The 15,704-nt window shown below is 41.8% G+C and carries 16 protein-coding genes, 1 tRNA gene, 2 rRNA genes, 1 other RNA gene and 1 other annotated feature; of the genes, 15 read left to right on the top strand and 5 right to left on the bottom strand.

Translation table 11 applies throughout. The annotated features are described in order from the left end of the window. Positions 1 to 9: 9 nt before the first annotated feature. Positions 10 to 125: ribosomal RNA gene (gene rrf, locus LJF29_RS20920) — 5S ribosomal RNA — on the top strand. Positions 126 to 163: 38 nt separating this feature from the next. Here the strand turns inward: rrf and LJF29_RS20915 are convergent. Beyond that, positions 164 to 1,114, bottom strand: a complete 951-nt coding sequence (locus LJF29_RS20915) for a YaaC family protein (protein WP_229150284.1) — start codon at positions 1,112 to 1,114, stop codon at positions 164 to 166. A 120-nt stretch (positions 1,115 to 1,234) separates the two neighbouring features. On the opposite strand from LJF29_RS20915, the gene guaB reads away from it, so the two are divergent. The 6 genes from guaB to LJF29_RS20885 all read left to right on the top strand — a co-directional run bounded on the left by guaB (position 1,235) and on the right by LJF29_RS20885 (position 7,713). After that, positions 1,235 to 2,701 carry an IMP dehydrogenase gene (gene guaB, locus LJF29_RS20910; RefSeq protein ID WP_168746734.1) on the top strand — a complete coding sequence of 489 codons (1,467 nt, stop codon included), beginning with the start codon at positions 1,235 to 1,237 and terminating at the stop codon, positions 2,699 to 2,701. Between the two features lie 154 nt (positions 2,702 to 2,855). After that, a complete protein-coding gene (dacA, locus tag LJF29_RS20905; protein ID WP_229150283.1) occupies positions 2,856 to 4,187 on the top strand; it encodes a D-alanyl-D-alanine carboxypeptidase in 1,332 nt (443 codons plus the stop codon). A gap of 196 nt (positions 4,188 to 4,383) precedes the next feature. Then, positions 4,384 to 5,268: a pyridoxal 5'-phosphate synthase lyase subunit PdxS gene (gene pdxS / locus LJF29_RS20900; RefSeq protein ID WP_024123589.1), complete on the top strand. Its 885-nt coding sequence runs from the start codon at positions 4,384 to 4,386 to the stop codon at positions 5,266 to 5,268. Between the two features lie 20 nt (positions 5,269 to 5,288). Beyond that, a complete protein-coding gene (pdxT, locus tag LJF29_RS20895) occupies positions 5,289 to 5,879 on the top strand; it encodes a pyridoxal 5'-phosphate synthase glutaminase subunit PdxT (protein ID WP_168746736.1) in 591 nt (196 codons plus the stop codon). Positions 5,880 to 5,931: 52 nt separating this feature from the next. Further along, positions 5,932 to 6,144: a binding site (T-box leader), on the top strand. A 66-nt stretch (positions 6,145 to 6,210) separates the two neighbouring features. Continuing rightward, positions 6,211 to 7,488 carry a serine--tRNA ligase gene (serS, locus tag LJF29_RS20890; protein ID WP_168746737.1) on the top strand — a complete coding sequence of 426 codons (1,278 nt, stop codon included), beginning with the start codon at positions 6,211 to 6,213 and terminating at the stop codon, positions 7,486 to 7,488. 132 nt (positions 7,489 to 7,620) lie between these two features. Continuing rightward, positions 7,621 to 7,713, top strand: a tRNA-Ser gene (locus LJF29_RS20885). A 114-nt stretch (positions 7,714 to 7,827) separates the two neighbouring features. Here the strand turns inward: LJF29_RS20885 and dck are convergent. The 4 genes from dck to LJF29_RS20865 all read right to left on the bottom strand — a co-directional run bounded on the left by dck (position 7,828) and on the right by LJF29_RS20865 (position 11,097). Then, the gene (gene dck / locus LJF29_RS20880; RefSeq protein ID WP_168746738.1) at positions 7,828 to 8,481 is read right to left on the bottom strand and encodes a deoxyadenosine/deoxycytidine kinase; all 654 of its coding nucleotides are present in this window, start codon (positions 8,479 to 8,481) and stop codon (positions 7,828 to 7,830) included. Beyond that, positions 8,478 to 9,101 carry a deoxyguanosine kinase gene (gene dgk, locus LJF29_RS20875; RefSeq protein WP_010332739.1) on the bottom strand — a complete coding sequence of 208 codons (624 nt, stop codon included), beginning with the start codon at positions 9,099 to 9,101 and terminating at the stop codon, positions 8,478 to 8,480. Before dgk ends, dck begins: the two co-directional genes overlap by 4 nt. 98 nt (positions 9,102 to 9,199) lie before the next feature. Then, positions 9,200 to 10,489: a glycoside hydrolase family 18 protein gene (locus tag LJF29_RS20870; protein ID WP_081720751.1), complete on the bottom strand. Its 1,290-nt coding sequence runs from the start codon at positions 10,487 to 10,489 to the stop codon at positions 9,200 to 9,202. A gap of 56 nt (positions 10,490 to 10,545) precedes the next feature. Further along, complete coding sequence (locus LJF29_RS20865; RefSeq protein WP_229150282.1) at positions 10,546 to 11,097, bottom strand: isochorismatase family cysteine hydrolase; 552 nt, start codon at positions 11,095 to 11,097, stop codon at positions 10,546 to 10,548. 83 nt (positions 11,098 to 11,180) lie between these two features. On the opposite strand from LJF29_RS20865, the gene tadA reads away from it, so the two are divergent. The 8 genes from tadA to LJF29_RS20825 all read left to right on the top strand — a co-directional run. Further along, entirely contained in the window at positions 11,181 to 11,666 is a 486-nt protein-coding gene (tadA, locus tag LJF29_RS20860; RefSeq protein ID WP_010332742.1) for a tRNA adenosine(34) deaminase TadA, read from the top strand. Positions 11,667 to 11,748: 82 nt separating this feature from the next. Continuing rightward, an RNA gene (gene ffs / locus LJF29_RS20855) (signal recognition particle sRNA large type) lies at positions 11,749 to 12,013 on the top strand. Positions 12,014 to 12,141: 128 nt separating this feature from the next. Then, complete coding sequence (dnaX, locus tag LJF29_RS20850) at positions 12,142 to 13,836, top strand: DNA polymerase III subunit gamma/tau (RefSeq protein WP_010332743.1); 1,695 nt, start codon at positions 12,142 to 12,144, stop codon at positions 13,834 to 13,836. A 23-nt stretch (positions 13,837 to 13,859) separates the two neighbouring features. Continuing rightward, a complete protein-coding gene (locus LJF29_RS20845; protein WP_010332744.1) occupies positions 13,860 to 14,183 on the top strand; it encodes a YbaB/EbfC family nucleoid-associated protein in 324 nt (107 codons plus the stop codon). Between the two features lie 14 nt (positions 14,184 to 14,197). Continuing rightward, positions 14,198 to 14,794, top strand: coding sequence for a recombination protein RecR (gene recR / locus LJF29_RS20840; protein ID WP_003242386.1), 597 nt, complete (start codon positions 14,198 to 14,200; stop codon positions 14,792 to 14,794). Between the two features lie 18 nt (positions 14,795 to 14,812). Continuing rightward, a complete protein-coding gene (locus LJF29_RS20835) occupies positions 14,813 to 15,037 on the top strand; it encodes a YaaL family protein (protein ID WP_010332745.1) in 225 nt (74 codons plus the stop codon). Positions 15,038 to 15,103: 66 nt separating this feature from the next. Then, entirely contained in the window at positions 15,104 to 15,367 is a 264-nt protein-coding gene (bofA, locus tag LJF29_RS20830) for a sigma-K factor-processing regulator BofA (RefSeq protein WP_010332746.1), read from the top strand. A gap of 247 nt (positions 15,368 to 15,614) precedes the next feature. Continuing rightward, positions 15,615 to 15,704, top strand: a 16S ribosomal RNA gene (locus LJF29_RS20825); the annotation flags it as partial.

Below are 15,704 nucleotides of genomic sequence, written 5' to 3'. Positions count from 1 at the left end.
TCTCAATTGTTTGGTGGCGATAGCGAAGAGGTCACACCCGTTCCCATGCCGAACACGGAAGTTAAGCTCTTCAGCGCCGATGGTAGTCGGGGGTTTCCCCCTGTGAGAGTAGGACGCCGCCAAGCAAAGGGTAAAACCCAGCTCAATGAGCTGGGTTTTTTGTTTATACATATTGCTGCAGGAATTTCAAAATGTATTTAGGGAATTTGTTTTCCGTTACCATTAAAAACTGCTGAATGAACACGTAATCATCACTAACATGCTGCGTTAATAGCTCATACCACCATTCTGTCTCATACCTCGCAATCATTCCTATGTTGTACAAAATTAAATAGTGGATCGTTATTTCAGGAAGTTTTAGAAATTGATCTCGTTTAGAAGGAATATAATATTGTCTTTTGTCCATATCAAATAATAGGCTAATTGAGGTCCATGGATTTATGTCTTGCCGTGAAAGATGGAACTGAAGATCATCTTTATCTTTCTTCAAAAAGGTCCATTGAAAATGATGAGACATATATTCAACAAATCGTGAATCGGACATCTTATAATGAATCACGATATCCTCTGGTATAGAAACCATGTCCTTTTCCTTCTGAATTTTTGTAATAAATCGTTCCTTTTTCTGAAAATAAAAAATATCACTTAACTCTGGTATAGCGGCTAATAACTTTTTCATAGTATACCGTTCATCTTCTATACCTGATTGACCAAATAAGTGTTTCATGAAGTGCATACATAATCCGTTGCGTTGTATTTTTACTTCATCATCGCTAAAACAATAATTTTGCTTCTTTCTTTTACGTGCTGTGACGCCATGTGCGAGAACGGATGTATGGCTTGGGTAGTGAGGATCCTGTGTGATGAGACAGGCTTTGATCAGCTGTGACATCCCGTAAAATAAAAGAATCGGTTTGATTTCTAAAGGCGAGCAAGAGGCTTGCTTATAAAATGATTCAGCATGCTTCAAGAAGAAAATAAACCGCTCGCTGTTTTTAAAAGAGTTCCGTTTCGCCTCATCTGCACCATTTAAGACATAGACTTTTTCTAGAAATTTCTGGGTTGATTCTACGGAATAAAATAGCGCTAAGTCTTTCCATTCATGATATGTCATATGTATTTCTAATTCCTTTCCGTTATCTAAATATTTCAACTCTTTTTGGGTTCCTTGACATGCTCTTGGCTTGTTGATAATCTACATATAATATTTTGCCGAAAAGAGGGGGATTTACTAATGTGGGAAAGTAAATTTTCAAAAGAAGGCTTAACGTTCGACGATGTGCTGCTTGTACCAGCTAAGTCAGAGGTACTTCCGCGTGATGTGGATTTATCTGTTGAACTTACAAAGACGTTAAAGCTGAATATTCCTGTCATCAGCGCAGGTATGGATACTGTAACAGAATCAGCAATGGCAATTGCAATGGCTAGACAGGGCGGCTTGGGCATTATTCATAAAAATATGTCGATCGAGCAGCAGGCTGAACAAGTTGATAAAGTAAAACGCTCTGAACGAGGCGTTATTACAAATCCCTTCTTTTTAACTCCTGATCACCAAGTTTATGATGCGGAGCATTTGATGGGGAAATACAGAATTTCCGGTGTTCCGATTGTAGATAACGAAGAAGACCAAAAGCTTGTCGGAATTATCACGAACCGCGACCTTCGCTTTATTTCTGATTACTCAATGAAAATCAGCGATGTCATGACAAAAGAAGAACTTGTCACTGCACCGGTTGGAACGACTTTAGACGAAGCTGAAAAGATTTTGCAGAAACATAAAATTGAAAAGCTTCCACTCGTTGACGATCAAAATAAATTAAAAGGTCTTATCACGATTAAAGACATTGAAAAAGTTATCGAATTCCCTAACTCATCTAAAGACATTCACGGACGTCTGATCGTTGGTGCGGCAGTTGGCGTAACTGGCGACACGATGACACGCGTGAAAAAGCTTGTAGAAGCCAATGTGGATGTCATTGTGATCGACACAGCACACGGGCATTCTCAAGGCGTGTTAAACACAGTGACAAAGATCCGTGAAACGTATCCTGAATTAAATATTATCGCTGGAAACGTAGCAACTGCTGAAGCAACAAAGGCACTCTTCGAAGCTGGTGCTGATGTAGTCAAAGTAGGAATCGGACCGGGTTCCATTTGTACTACTCGTGTTGTAGCAGGTGTTGGTGTACCTCAAATCACAGCGATTTATGACTGTGCGACTGAAGCAAGAAAACATGGCAAAACAATTATCGCAGACGGCGGAATTAAATTCTCTGGCGATATTGCAAAAGCATTGGCAGCCGGCGGACATGCTGTTATGCTTGGAAGCTTGCTGGCAGGTACGTCAGAAAGCCCTGGTGAAACTGAAATCTACCAAGGCAGAAGATTCAAAGTATACCGCGGTATGGGATCTGTTGCTGCAATGGAAAAAGGAAGTAAAGACCGTTACTTCCAAGAAGAAAACAAAAAATTCGTTCCAGAAGGAATTGAAGGACGCACACCTTACAAGGGACCGGTTGAAGAAACAGTTTATCAGCTAGTCGGTGGTCTTCGTTCTGGTATGGGATATTGCGGATCTAAAGATCTTCGTGCTTTAAGAGAAGAAGCTCAGTTCATTCGTATGACTGGTGCAGGCCTTCGTGAAAGTCATCCGCATGATGTACAGATTACAAAAGAATCACCTAACTATACAATTTCATAAATAAATTGTTACAAATTAAAAACATTTGACAGGGTCTCTGACTCTGTCTATTTTTTTTATACTGATTATGATAAAATTTATACTGTTGTGCATTGAAAATGTCCTTAACGGCTTAATTATAGATGAAGAAAAATGAAATACGGAGGTCGTACGATTGAACATCAAGAAATGTAAACAGCTATTGATGTCATTGGTTGTTTTAACACTGGCCGTAACTTGCCTGACTCCAATGTCAAAAGCAAAGGCTGCCAGCGATCCAATTGATATCAACGCATCAGCTGCTATTATGATCGAAGCTTCTTCAGGTAAAATTCTTTACAGCAAAAATGCAGAGAAAAGACTGCCAATTGCAAGTATGACAAAAATGATGACAGAGTATCTGTTATTAGAAGCAATTGATGAAGGCAAAGTAAAATGGGACCAAACCTATACGCCTGATGACTATGTGTATGAGATTTCCCAAGATAACAGTTTATCAAACGTTCCTCTTCGGAAAGACGGAAAATACACAGTAAAAGAACTTTATCAAGCTACAGCAATCTATTCTGCAAATGCGGCTGCGATTGCCATTGCAGAAGTTATTGCAGGCTCTGAAACAAAGTTCGTTGAAAAAATGAATGCAAAAGCAAAAGAACTGGGATTAACAAATTACAAATTTGTTAATGCAACAGGGCTTGAAAACAAGGATCTCCACGGCAAGCAGCCTGAAGGGACAAGCGTAGATGAAGAAAGTGAAGTTTCTGCTAAGGACATGGCTATTCTTGCAGATCACCTGATTACTGACTACCCTGAGATTTTAGAAACTTCCAGCATCTCAAAAATGAAGTTCAGAAAAGGCACAGATGATGAAATGGACATGCCGAACTGGAACTTTATGCTGAAGGGTCTTGTCAGTGAGTATAAAGGTGCAACTGTAGATGGACTGAAAACAGGTTCTACTGACTCTGCGGGTTCATGTTTTACAGGAACAGCTGAAAGAAACGGTATGCGTGTCATCACTGTAGTGTTAAACGCAAAAGGCAACATTCACACTGGCCGTTTCGATGAAACGAAAAAGATGTTTGATTATGCTTTCAACAATTTCTCTATGAAAGAAATTTATGCTGAAGGCGATCAAGTAAAAGGCCATAAAACCGTTTCTGTAGATAAAGGTAAAGAGAAAGAAGTAGGCATTGTGACAAGCAAGGCATTTTCTCTTCCTGTCAAAAATGGTGAAGAAAAGAATTACAAAGCAAAAGTCACTTTAAACAAAGACACCTTGACTGCCCCTGTGAAAAAAGGGACGAAGGTTGGGAAACTGACTGCAGAATATACAGGTGATGAAAAGGACTATGGATTCCTTAACAGCAGCCTGGCAGGGGTAGACCTTGTGACAAAAGAAAATGTAGATAAAGCAAACTGGTTTGTTTTAACAATGCGCAGCATCGGCGGATTTTTTGCTGGTATCTGGGGAAGCATTGTTGATACAGTAACTGGCTGGTTTTAATGAATGGAAAGAGCTCTGATTAATGTTAGGGCTCTTTCGCTTAATATACTGAAAAAACCCAATTTTTAATAAAAAATGATTTTCAAAGCCCTAAAAACCGAATAAAATAAGTAATATCCATATGAATTATTGGATTTCTAGGATACAATAAGAAGTAGAAATCATATAACTATACCTTGATTAGGGGGACCAAAAAATGGCTCAAACAGGTACTGAACGAGTAAAACGCGGAATGGCAGAAATGCAAAAAGGCGGCGTCATCATGGACGTCATCAATGCAGAACAAGCGAAGATTGCTGAAGAGGCTGGAGCTGTCGCTGTAATGGCGCTAGAACGTGTACCAGCTGATATTCGTGCGGCTGGAGGAGTTGCCCGTATGGCAGACCCTACTATCGTGGAAGAAGTAATGAATGCAGTATCTATCCCGGTAATGGCAAAAGCGCGTATCGGACATATTGTTGAAGCGCGTGTGCTTGAGGCTATGGGTGTTGACTATATTGATGAAAGTGAAGTTCTGACTCCGGCTGACGAAGAATTTCATTTGAATAAAAATGAATATACAGTTCCTTTCGTGTGCGGCTGCCGTGATCTTGGCGAAGCAACACGCCGTATTGCTGAAGGCGCTTCTATGCTTCGTACAAAAGGGGAGCCTGGAACAGGTAATATCGTCGAAGCTGTTCGCCATATGCGCAAGGTAAACGCTCAAGTACGCAAAGTGGTTGCAATGAGCGATGATGAGCTAATGACTGAAGCGAAAAATTTGGGAGCGCCTTATGAGCTGCTTCAACAAATTAAAAGAGACGGTAAACTTCCTGTCGTTAACTTTGCGGCTGGCGGCGTAGCGACTCCTGCAGATGCAGCACTTATGATGCAGCTTGGCGCTGACGGTGTATTTGTTGGTTCTGGTATCTTCAAATCAGACAATCCTGCAAAATTTGCAAAAGCAATTGTGGAAGCAACAACTCACTTCACTGATTATAAATTGATTGCAGAGCTTTCAAAAGAGCTTGGAACTGCAATGAAAGGGATTGAAATCTCAAATTTACTTCCAGAACAGCGTATGCAAGAACGCGGCTGGTAAGAATATAGGAGAGCTACGATATGTTAACAATAGGTGTACTAGGACTTCAAGGAGCAGTAAGAGAGCATATCCATGCAATTGAAGCATGCGGTGCAGCTGGACTTGTTATTAAACGCCCAGAGCAGCTAAACGAAATCGATGGTTTAATTTTGCCGGGCGGAGAAAGCACGACAATGCGCCGTTTAATTGATACGTATCAATTCATGGAGCCATTGCGTGAGTTTGCTGCTCAGGGAAAACCGATGTTTGGGACATGTGCCGGGTTAATTATATTAGCAAAAGAAATTGCCGGTTCAGATAACGCTCATTTAGGTTTGCTGAATGTGGTTGTTGAACGGAATTCGTTTGGCCGGCAGGTCGATAGCTTTGAGGCTGATTTAACCATTAAAGGGCTGGATGAACCTTTTACTGGCGTATTCATCCGTGCGCCGCATATCTTGGAAGCCGGTGAAAATGTTGAAGTGATTTCTGAGCATAACGGACGCATTGTTGCGGCTAAACAGGATAATTTCTTGGGCTGTTCGTTCCATCCGGAGCTGACAGAGGATCATCGGGTGACAAAGCTGTTCGTTCAAATGGTTGAGGAATACAAGCAAAAAGCCCTTGTATAAAACAGTTGAAAGCTGTGGAAACTTATAGTACATTATAAACACAAATAAAGATCGAAAAGCGTTGATAGGAACTAGTAGGAAGCCTCTCTTTCTAAGAGAGCCGATGGTTGGTGCGAATCGGTGAAAGATGCTGTCTGAATCCATCCTTGAGCGAAATGCTGAATGAAGTAGGCGTTTACGGGATAACCGTTATGTGTGAAAGCGGAAAACAAGTCTATGGCTTGTTTTCAATCAGGGTGGCAACGCGAGAGCTCTCGTCCCTTTCATGGGGATGAGGGCTCTTTTTATTTTCGATAATTCAATGAATTTAATGAAAAAAGGAGTGTTTCGCATGCTTGATACGAAAATGCTGAGAGCGAATTTTCAAGAAATTAAAGCAAAGCTTGTACACAAAGGCGAAGACTTAACAGATTTTGATAAGTTCGAGGAGCTTGATGATAAAAGACGAGAGCTTATCGGAAAAGTAGAAGAGCTAAAAGGAAAACGGAATGAAGTATCCCAGCAGGTAGCTGTTTTAAAACGCGAGAAAAAAGACGCGGATCATATCATTAAAGAAATGCGTGAAGTCGGCGAGGAAATTAAAAAACTTGATGAAGAATTAAGAACAGTGGAATCTGCCCTTGAAACCATTCTTCTCTCAATCCCGAATATTCCTCACGAATCAGTGCCAGTCGGTGAAACAGAAGATGATAACGTAGAAATCCGGAAATGGGGCGAAACTCCTTCATTTGCATACGAGCCAAAACCGCATTGGGATATTGCTGATGAGCTTGGCATTCTTGATTTTGAACGTGCTGCGAAGGTGACAGGTAGCCGCTTCGTGTTTTATAAAGGCTTAGGTGCTCGCTTGGAGCGTGCGCTTTATAATTTTATGCTAGACCTTCATGTGGATGAGTATAACTATACTGAGGTCATCCCGCCTTATATGGTAAACCGCGCAAGCATGACAGGAACAGGTCAGCTTCCAAAGTTCGAAGAGGATGCGTTTAAGATCAGAGAAGAGGATTACTTCTTGATTCCGACTGCTGAAGTGCCGATCACAAACATGCATCGGGATGAAATTCTGTCAGGAGACAGCCTGCCGATTAATTATGCGGCATTCAGTGCCTGCTTCCGCTCAGAAGCTGGTTCAGCAGGGCGCGATACACGGGGATTAATCCGTCAGCACCAGTTTAATAAAGTGGAGCTTGTGAAGTTTGTAAAGCCGGAAGATTCTTATGATGAGTTAGAAAAGCTAACAAACCAAGCTGAGCGTGTGCTTCAGCTGTTGGAACTCCCATACCGTGTAATGAGCATGTGTACGGGTGATTTAGGATTTACAGCTGCGAAAAAATACGATATAGAAGTATGGATTCCGAGCCAAGACACTTATCGTGAAATTTCTTCTTGCAGCAACTTCGAAGCGTTCCAAGCCAGACGTGCGAACATTCGTTTCAGACGTGAAGCGAAAGGCAAACCAGAGCATGTACACACATTGAACGGCTCAGGTCTGGCAGTCGGAAGAACAGTTGCTGCTATTTTAGAAAATTATCAGCAGGAAGACGGAAGCGTCATTATACCAAAAGTGCTTCGTCCTTATATGGGAAATAGAGAAGTCATCAAAGCGTAATGCTGAAAAGGTGTGCCTGATAAGGCACGCCTTTTCGGTATTTAAACCGAACATTTTTATAAAAACAAAAAAAGTTTTTAAAAATGCTTGACCATCACAAATCATTCATGATATAGTAAGTCTTGTCGATACGGAGGAATACCCAAGTCCGGCTGAAGGGATCGGTCTTGAAAACCGACAGGGGTGTCAAAGCCCGCGGGGGTTCGAATCCCTCTTCCTCCGCCATATTGATTTTAATTCTAATGAAACTCAAGCATATATTGGAGATTGTTTTGTCCGTTGCACCGTTTGCAACGGATTTTTTAATATCATAAAAAAGTGAATCTCAGGTCATGAGATTCACTTTTTTTTCGTTTCATGAATGACAGTTGCAATTTGATCAACAATGTTCTCGATAGAACTTTCATCATTCTTCAGATCATAATCCTCAATACGGATTTTCAGGACAGGACAGGCGTTAAAACCGCTGATCCAGTTTTCGTAACGTGTGTGCATTTCTTCCCAATAAGACCGGTCTGTTTGAAGCTCCATTTCACGTCCGCGTTCCTCAATCCGGGTTAATATGTTTTCCAGATCGCCTTCTAAGTAGATCAACACATCAGGATGCGGGAAATACGGTGTCATGACCATTGCTTCAAACAGGCTTGTATACGTTTTATAATCAATCTTTGACATCGTCCCTTTGTCAGCGTGCATTTTTGCGAAAATCCCAGTATCCTCATAAATAGAACGATCCTGTACAAACCCTCCGCCAGCTTCAAAAATATTTTTCTGTTCTTTGAACCGTTCAGCTAAGAAATAGATTTGCAGATGGAAGCTCCAGCGTTCAAAATCATGATAGAATTTTTCTAAGTATGGGTTATGATCGACTTCTTCAAGAGAGGTTTTAAAGCCAAGCCGTTTAGCCAATGCTCTTGTTAAAGTTGATTTACCGACACCTACTGTTCCTGCTACTGTAATGATTGAATTCTTAGGGATATGATGTTCTTTCATTTTATAAGCTCCTTTACATGGGCGGCAATACGTTCAAAATCGCTCTTATTTAAAACGAAATCCTTTGAATCGCCATCTATTGTTAACACCGTAAGACCTGGATCTGCTTCCTGCAGCTGCTTGATGGCGATGTCATAATCTGCGATCAGCTGTTCCAAATAGCTGGTTTCAATTTTTTTCTCAAAGGGGCGCCCGCGTTTTTCAATGCGGTGTAACAATGTGGGCAGACTTGCCTTTATGTAAATGATGACATTTGGCTTTGGAAGATCATCGGTAAGAAGATGATAAATCTTTCTGTATTTGTTGAGCTGCTGTTCAGACAGCGTTCGTTCCGCAAAAATCACATTTTTATAAATGTGATAATCAGCTATCACAGGCTGTCCTTCATTTAAAAAGTGAAGGCTGGTATCCTCAAGCTGTTTGTATCTGTGACAAAGAAAAAACATCTCAAGCTGGAAGCTCCATTCCTCTATATTGTCATAAAACTTATCAAGGTATGGGTTATCCTCAACAATCTCACTGATCATAGGGAATCCAAGCTCTTGTGAAAGCATCGTCGCGAGCGTTGTTTTTCCTGCCCCGATAGGACCTTCAACTGCGATAAAAGGGGCTGTATTCATTGGAATCCTCCTTATTTCTAAAAAACGTCCGTCAATTGCTGACCTTCATATTGTATCACAACCCTTGGATTCCCCTATGAAAAAAAGACGTTTCCAAATTAACGGAACGTCTTTTTGACAACTTGAAATTGATCAGAAAGCAGCAGCCAGTTTTGAGGAAAGGAAAGTCCCAGCTTCCAATAACTAATGCCTCTTAAATTCAGCTCTTTAATCAGATTGAATTTGGCTTGGATCGATCGGGCATCCTCAAACCATACCTCATGCCTTCTGTTTTCTGCATCAGTATAGCGAAAGAAAGGGGCTTGAGCGGTTTCGTCATACTGGATGTCGGCATTGTTTTGATCAGCTATGACAATGGCTTGTTGAGGGCTTATCGCTCTTGCCGGATTTCCTCCTGCTGTATAAGGCAGTGTCCAGTCATACCCATATAAATTCTGTCCCATGACAATTTTATTCGCAGGCATTTCTGTCAAAGCATATTCTATGACGTCTCGAACAGGCCCAATTGGAGAAACAGCTTGAGCTGGCCCGCCGCTATAGCCCCATTCATATGTCATGAGGACAACAAAGTCGACAATTTGGCCATGGGCTCTGTAATCATGAGCTTCATACCATCTCCCCTGCTGTGTTGCACTTGTTTTAGGGGCAAGCGCCGTAGAAATTTCTAAGCCTTCTCGATGGAAAAGATCCCTTGCCTCGCGGAGAAATTGATTATATGCCTCTCTATCCTGGGGCCGTAAGTATTCAAAGTCAAAATGAATAGCACGGAAGCCATATCTTCTGGCATTCTCGACTATTTCATTCAAAAGTCTTCTTTTCACAGTATTGTCGTTCAAAAGGATCCGGCCGAGCTCATCGCTGAATGCCTGGTTTTCTAGGTTTGTTATAATCATCATCATTGTCGTGTCTTGATTCTCTGCAATGCTTCTTAAATTCGTTAAAGGCGGTGCGACTAAGGTTCCATCACGCTGTGCCTGGAAACTGAATGCGCCAAGGTACGTTAAGTAGGGCGACGCTTCTCTGGCCGCCTGCTGGAGATTTTCGCTGACTTGATTTCCGCGGGGCTCCAAATAAGCACTTGATTCGATGTCTCGTTTAGGAACTGGAGGAATGTATAAACGGAAACCAATCTGCAGTACGGTATTTAACTGGATTCGGTTCACCCTGGCAAGCTCGGCTGCTGTCGTATTGAATTGCCGTGCGATGGATGTCAGGGTATCGCCTTGTTGAACATCATAAAACTGGCCAGCTATTGGAATGACAATGGTTTGTCCGACAACAAGGCTGCCGGGATTCGGTATTTCATTCGTCTCTGTAATTTCATTTACAGTTGTTCTGTATTGTGAAGCGATAGCAGTAAGAGTGTCACCTTGTTTCACTACATAAATTTGAATGAAAAACGCCTCCTTTCATATCGCTACAATGTATGAAAGGAAAGCGCTAATCATGTTTGTTTTTCAGTAATTTGTTCTTCCGTTGTAATTTCTGCGAAAAGAACATTTTCCATCATAGTTAGGGCAAATTCATTATCCTTATCGCTGTTAGAAGCAATGCAGTCCTTAGGTATCGTAATGCTGTATTCTCTCATGTAAGCATCATTAGCAGTAAATAGTACGCATATATTCCCCGCTATACCTGTTAAGACAATGCGTTTCACCTGTAATTCAGTAAGGAGGGTATGGAGGGCTGTTTCATAAAAAGCGGAGTGTTTCGGTTTGATTAGAAAATAGTCTTCATCCTCGGGTGATATCTTTTCAATAATGGCCTTGCTCTTCTCGTTTTCACATTCTTGCTGGATATTTTGGATATCCGCTTGCCAAAGCCCGTAATGATCATTAATGTATATAATCGGCCAGTCATTTTGTCTCGCATGCTTTTTTAATGATAAAATGTGAGGAACGATTTTTTCTGTTTTGTTGGCGAGGCTTTCTCCCATATCGAATTCAAAATTATTGATCATGTCGACAATGAGAAGAGCTGTGTCTGCTTTAGACATCGACAGTCTCCTTTCTGTTTAAGTTATAGTTAATATGTAGCCTTTTTAGGTAAGGAAAAAACTTTGAAAAGAGAGCTAACCTTATGAATCAAGATGAACTTTATATGAAAGAAGCAATAAAAGAAGCGAAAAAAGCTGAAGCGAAAGGCGAGGTGCCGATCGGCGCCGTGCTTGTCGTGAATGATGAAATCGTGGCACGCGCGCACAATTTAAGAGAAACAGAGCAGCGGTCTATCGCTCATGCGGAAATGCTTGTGATTGATGAAGCGTGCAAGTCACTTGGAACATGGAGACTGGAGGGGGCAACTCTTTACGTTACCCTTGAGCCTTGTCCGATGTGTGCTGGAGCCGTCGTGCTTTCACGCGTGGAAAAAGTGGTGTTTGGCGCTTTTGATCCAAAAGGAGGCTGTTCAGGCACGTTAATGAACCTTCTTCAGGAAGAACGCTTTAATCATCAGGCTGAAGTGGTGAGCGGTGTGCTAGAGGAAGAATGCGGAGGAATGCTCAGTGCGTTTTTCAGAGAGTTGAGAAAAAAGAAGAAAGCTTCTAGGAAAAACTTGTCTGAGTAGTAAGGTTGCAATTTTTAGGGGAAAAGGATATACTTATGTGTGCATCGTCATAGATGCGACAAAAAATTTGATATTTATTTTGCCGTGCTAAGCGGGGAGGTAGCGGTGCCCTGTACCCGCAATCCGCTCTAGCGGGGCCGAATCCCTTCTCGAGGTTCGTTTACTTTAAGGTCTGCCTTAAGTAAGTGGTGTTGACGTTTGGGTCCTGCGCAATGGGAATTCATGAACCATGTCAGGTCCGGAAGGAAGCAGCATTAAGTGAAACCTCTCATGTGCCGCAGGGTTGCCTGGGCCGAGCTAACTGCTTAAGTAACGCTTAGGGTAGCGAATCGACAGAAGGTGCACGGTAAATCAATCATCAAATTTTCAAACTCACCTAATATTAGGTGAGTTTTTTGTTATGTAAAAGAGCTTTTGGAATCGATACACGGTTCATGTATAATGGGAATGATGAATAACGGAGGAGGGCGCACCCGTGAGTTACCAAGCTTTATATCGAGTATTCAGGCCTCAGCGCTTTGAAGATGTGGTTGGACAAGAGCACATTACAAAAACGCTGCAAAATGCCCTTTTGCAAAAGAAATTTTCTCATGCTTATTTGTTTTCCGGGCCAAGGGGTACTGGGAAAACCAGTGCGGCCAAAATATTTGCCAAAGCTGTCAACTGTGAACACGCTCCTGTTGATGAGCCATGTAACGAATGTGCAGCCTGTAAAGGGATAACAAACGGGTCCATATCCGATGTCATAGAAATTGATGCCGCTTCTAACAACGGTGTTGATGAAATTCGTGACATCCGCGACAAAGTGAAGTTTGCCCCGTCGGCCGTCACATATAAGGTATATATCATAGATGAGGTGCATATGCTGTCTATCGGCGCCTTTAACGCGTTATTAAAAACGTTAGAAGAGCCGCCTGAGCATTGTATTTTCATTTTAGCAACAACAGAACCGCACAAAATTCCTTTAACCATTATATCCAGATGTCAGCGTTTCGACTTCAAGCGAATTACATCCCAAGCGATTGTCGGACGTATGAACAAAATAGTTGATGCTGAAGAGCTGCAGGTTGAAGAAGGAGCGCTCGACATTATTGCGAGTGCTGCAGATGGCGGTATGAGGGATGCTTTGAGCCTTCTTGATCAGGCAGTCTCATTCAGCGGTGACGAGCTAAAAGTTGATGATGCGCTTCTGATTACCGGAGCCGTTTCTCAGTTATATATAGGAAAGCTTGCGCAATCTCTGCATGAAAAACATGTTTCTGAAGCTTTGGAAACATTGAATGAGCTGCTTCAGCAAGGGAAAGACCCGGCGAAGCTGATAGAGGATATGATTTTCTATTTCAGAGACATGCTGCTGTTCAAAACAGCTCCTGGCTTAGAGGGTGTACTGGAAAAAGTAAAAGTCGATGAAACGTTCCGGGAATTAAGTGAACAAATTCCGACTCAGGCGATATATGAAATGATTGATATCCTGAACAAGAGCCACCAGGAAATGAAATGGACGAACCATCCCCGTATCTTCTTTGAGGTGGCTGTGGTGAAGATTTGTCAGACGTCTCATCAACCAGCTGCTGCGGATCTGCCTGAAGTTGATATGCTGATGAAAAAGATCCAGCAGCTTGAGCAAGAAGTAGAACGGCTCAAAACCACCGGCGTAAAAGCAGCGGCGGAAAGTCCGAAAAAAGAGGGACCGCGTGCGCCAAAAGGCGGAAAATCCAATTACAAAGCGCCGGTAGGCAGAATTCATGAGATTTTAAAGGAAGCAACGAGGACGGACCTTGATCAGCTCAGAAGCAGCTGGGGCAAGCTTCTGGCTCATTTGAAACAGCAAAACAAAGTATCACATGCTGCGCTGCTGAATGACAGTGAACCTGTGGCTGCAGCTTCTACAGCATTTGTACTGAAATTCAAATATGAAATACATTGTAAAATGGTCGCGGAGGATAACAACGGAGTCCGGACTAATCTTGAACAGATTTTAGAATCAATGCTCGGTAAAAGAATAGATTTGATTGGCGTTCCAGAAGCACAATGGGGTAAAATAAGAGAAGAATTTTTAGTAGATCATCAGCAGGAAAATGAAGGATCAAATGAACCGGCTGAAGAAGATCCGCTTATTGCCGAGGCGAAAAAGCTTGTCGGAGCGGATTTAATTGAAATAAAAGACTAACAATATGAAAGAGAGTGAATGCTATGCGTGGCGGAATGGGAAATATGCAAAAAATGATGAAGCAAATGCAAAAAATGCAAAAGGATATGGCCAAGGCTCAAGAAGAGCTTGCAGAAAAGGTAGTTGAAGGAACTGCAGGCGGCGGTATGGTAACAGTAAAAGCAAACGGGCAAAAAGAAATTCTGGATGTCATCATTAATGAAGATGTAGTTGACCCGGAAGATATCGAAATGCTTCAGGATTTAGTGCTTGCTGCAACAAATGAAGCCTTGAAAAAAGTTGACGAGATCACAAACGAAACAATGGGTCAATTTACAAAAGGAATGAACATGCCAGGTTTGTTCTAGGGGGATAAAAGAAAATGCAATATCCTGAACCAATATCAAAGCTGATCGACAGCTTTATGAAATTGCCAGGGATCGGACCGAAAACAGCGGTTCGTCTGGCTTTTTTTGTTCTAGGTATGAAAGAAGATGTGGTATTAGATTTTGCGAAGGCATTGGTAAATGCGAAACGCAATCTGACATATTGTTCAGTTTGCGGGCATATTACAGATCAGGACCCTTGTTATATATGTGAAGATACAAGAAGGGATAAGTCCATTATCTGTGTTGTGCAAGACCCTAAGGATGTTATTGCTATGGAGAAAATGAAAGAATACAACGGACAGTATCATGTTCTCCACGGCGCCATTTCCCCAATGGACGGCATCGGACCAGAGGATATAAAGATACCAGAATTGTTAAAACGATTACAGGATGATCAAGTGACAGAAGTGATTCTCGCAACAAACCCTAATATAGAAGGGGAAGCAACAGCGATGTATATATCAAGGCTCTTGAAGCCATCTGGTATTAAGCTCTCCCGTATTGCCCACGGACTGCCCGTCGGCGGTGACTTGGAATATGCTGATGAGGTCACTCTTTCTAAAGCACTTGAAGGAAGACGTGAATTGTAAGGGAGGAAAAAGCGATCCATGGGTTTTCTTCGCAAGAAAACATTGAGAAGAGAGTTTGATGAAAAACTAATCGAGCAGCTTTTTAAGCAAAAGGAAGAGTGGAATAGGCAAAAGAAGCTGGTCGAAAAAAGCCTTGAGCCATCAGCTGAGGTTTTATGCGAGCTGAAAGTAGCTGAAGCGAAGTATTTTTTTTACTTGAGGGAAGCGAAACAGCGAAATTTGACAATCAGCCGGTGGAAGTAAGTGGTCTAAACTCCTGGATCTTCTCATAAGCTTGTACTAGAACAAGCGAAGGGGATGAGAAGATTCATGGAGCCTATTTTCATTATAGGGATTATTTTAGGACTAGTTATTCTTCTGTTTTTATCAGGTTCACCTGCAAAGCCGCTAAAGTGGATTGGTATAACTGCTGTTAAATGTGTAGCGGGTGCTTTGTTGTTGGTATGTGTGAACATGTTCGGAGGCAGCCTTGGCATCCATGTGCCGATTAATATTGTCACAACAGCCATAAGCGGAATTTTGGGCATACCGGGAATAGCAGCGTTAGTAGTGATTAAGCATTTTATTGTTTAATTCATATTATATGTTGACTTTAAGACGTAAGGGTGTTATTCTAATATACGTCGCTGATGACGGATAAGCTTTTTAAAGAAATTACGAAAAAAAGTTGTTGACGGAAACAGCAGAAAATGTTATGATAATAAAGTCGCTTAAAGAGCGATTGCAAAGTTCTTTGAAAACTAAACAAGACAAAACGTACCTGTTAATTCAAGTTTTATTATAAAATCGCACAGCGATGTGCGTAGTCAGTCAAACTACTTTATCGGAGAGTTTGATCCTGGCTCAGGACGAACGCTGGCGGCGTGCCTAATACATGCAAGTCGAGCGGACAGATGGGAGCTTGCTCCCT

It is taken from the genome of Bacillus sp. LBG-1-113, assembly GCF_020708615.1.
Classification (GTDB): domain Bacteria; phylum Bacillota; class Bacilli; order Bacillales; family Bacillaceae; genus Bacillus; species Bacillus mojavensis.
Note: the sequence above shows the minus strand (reverse complement) of the source record. Positions and strands in the feature narration are given on the sequence as shown.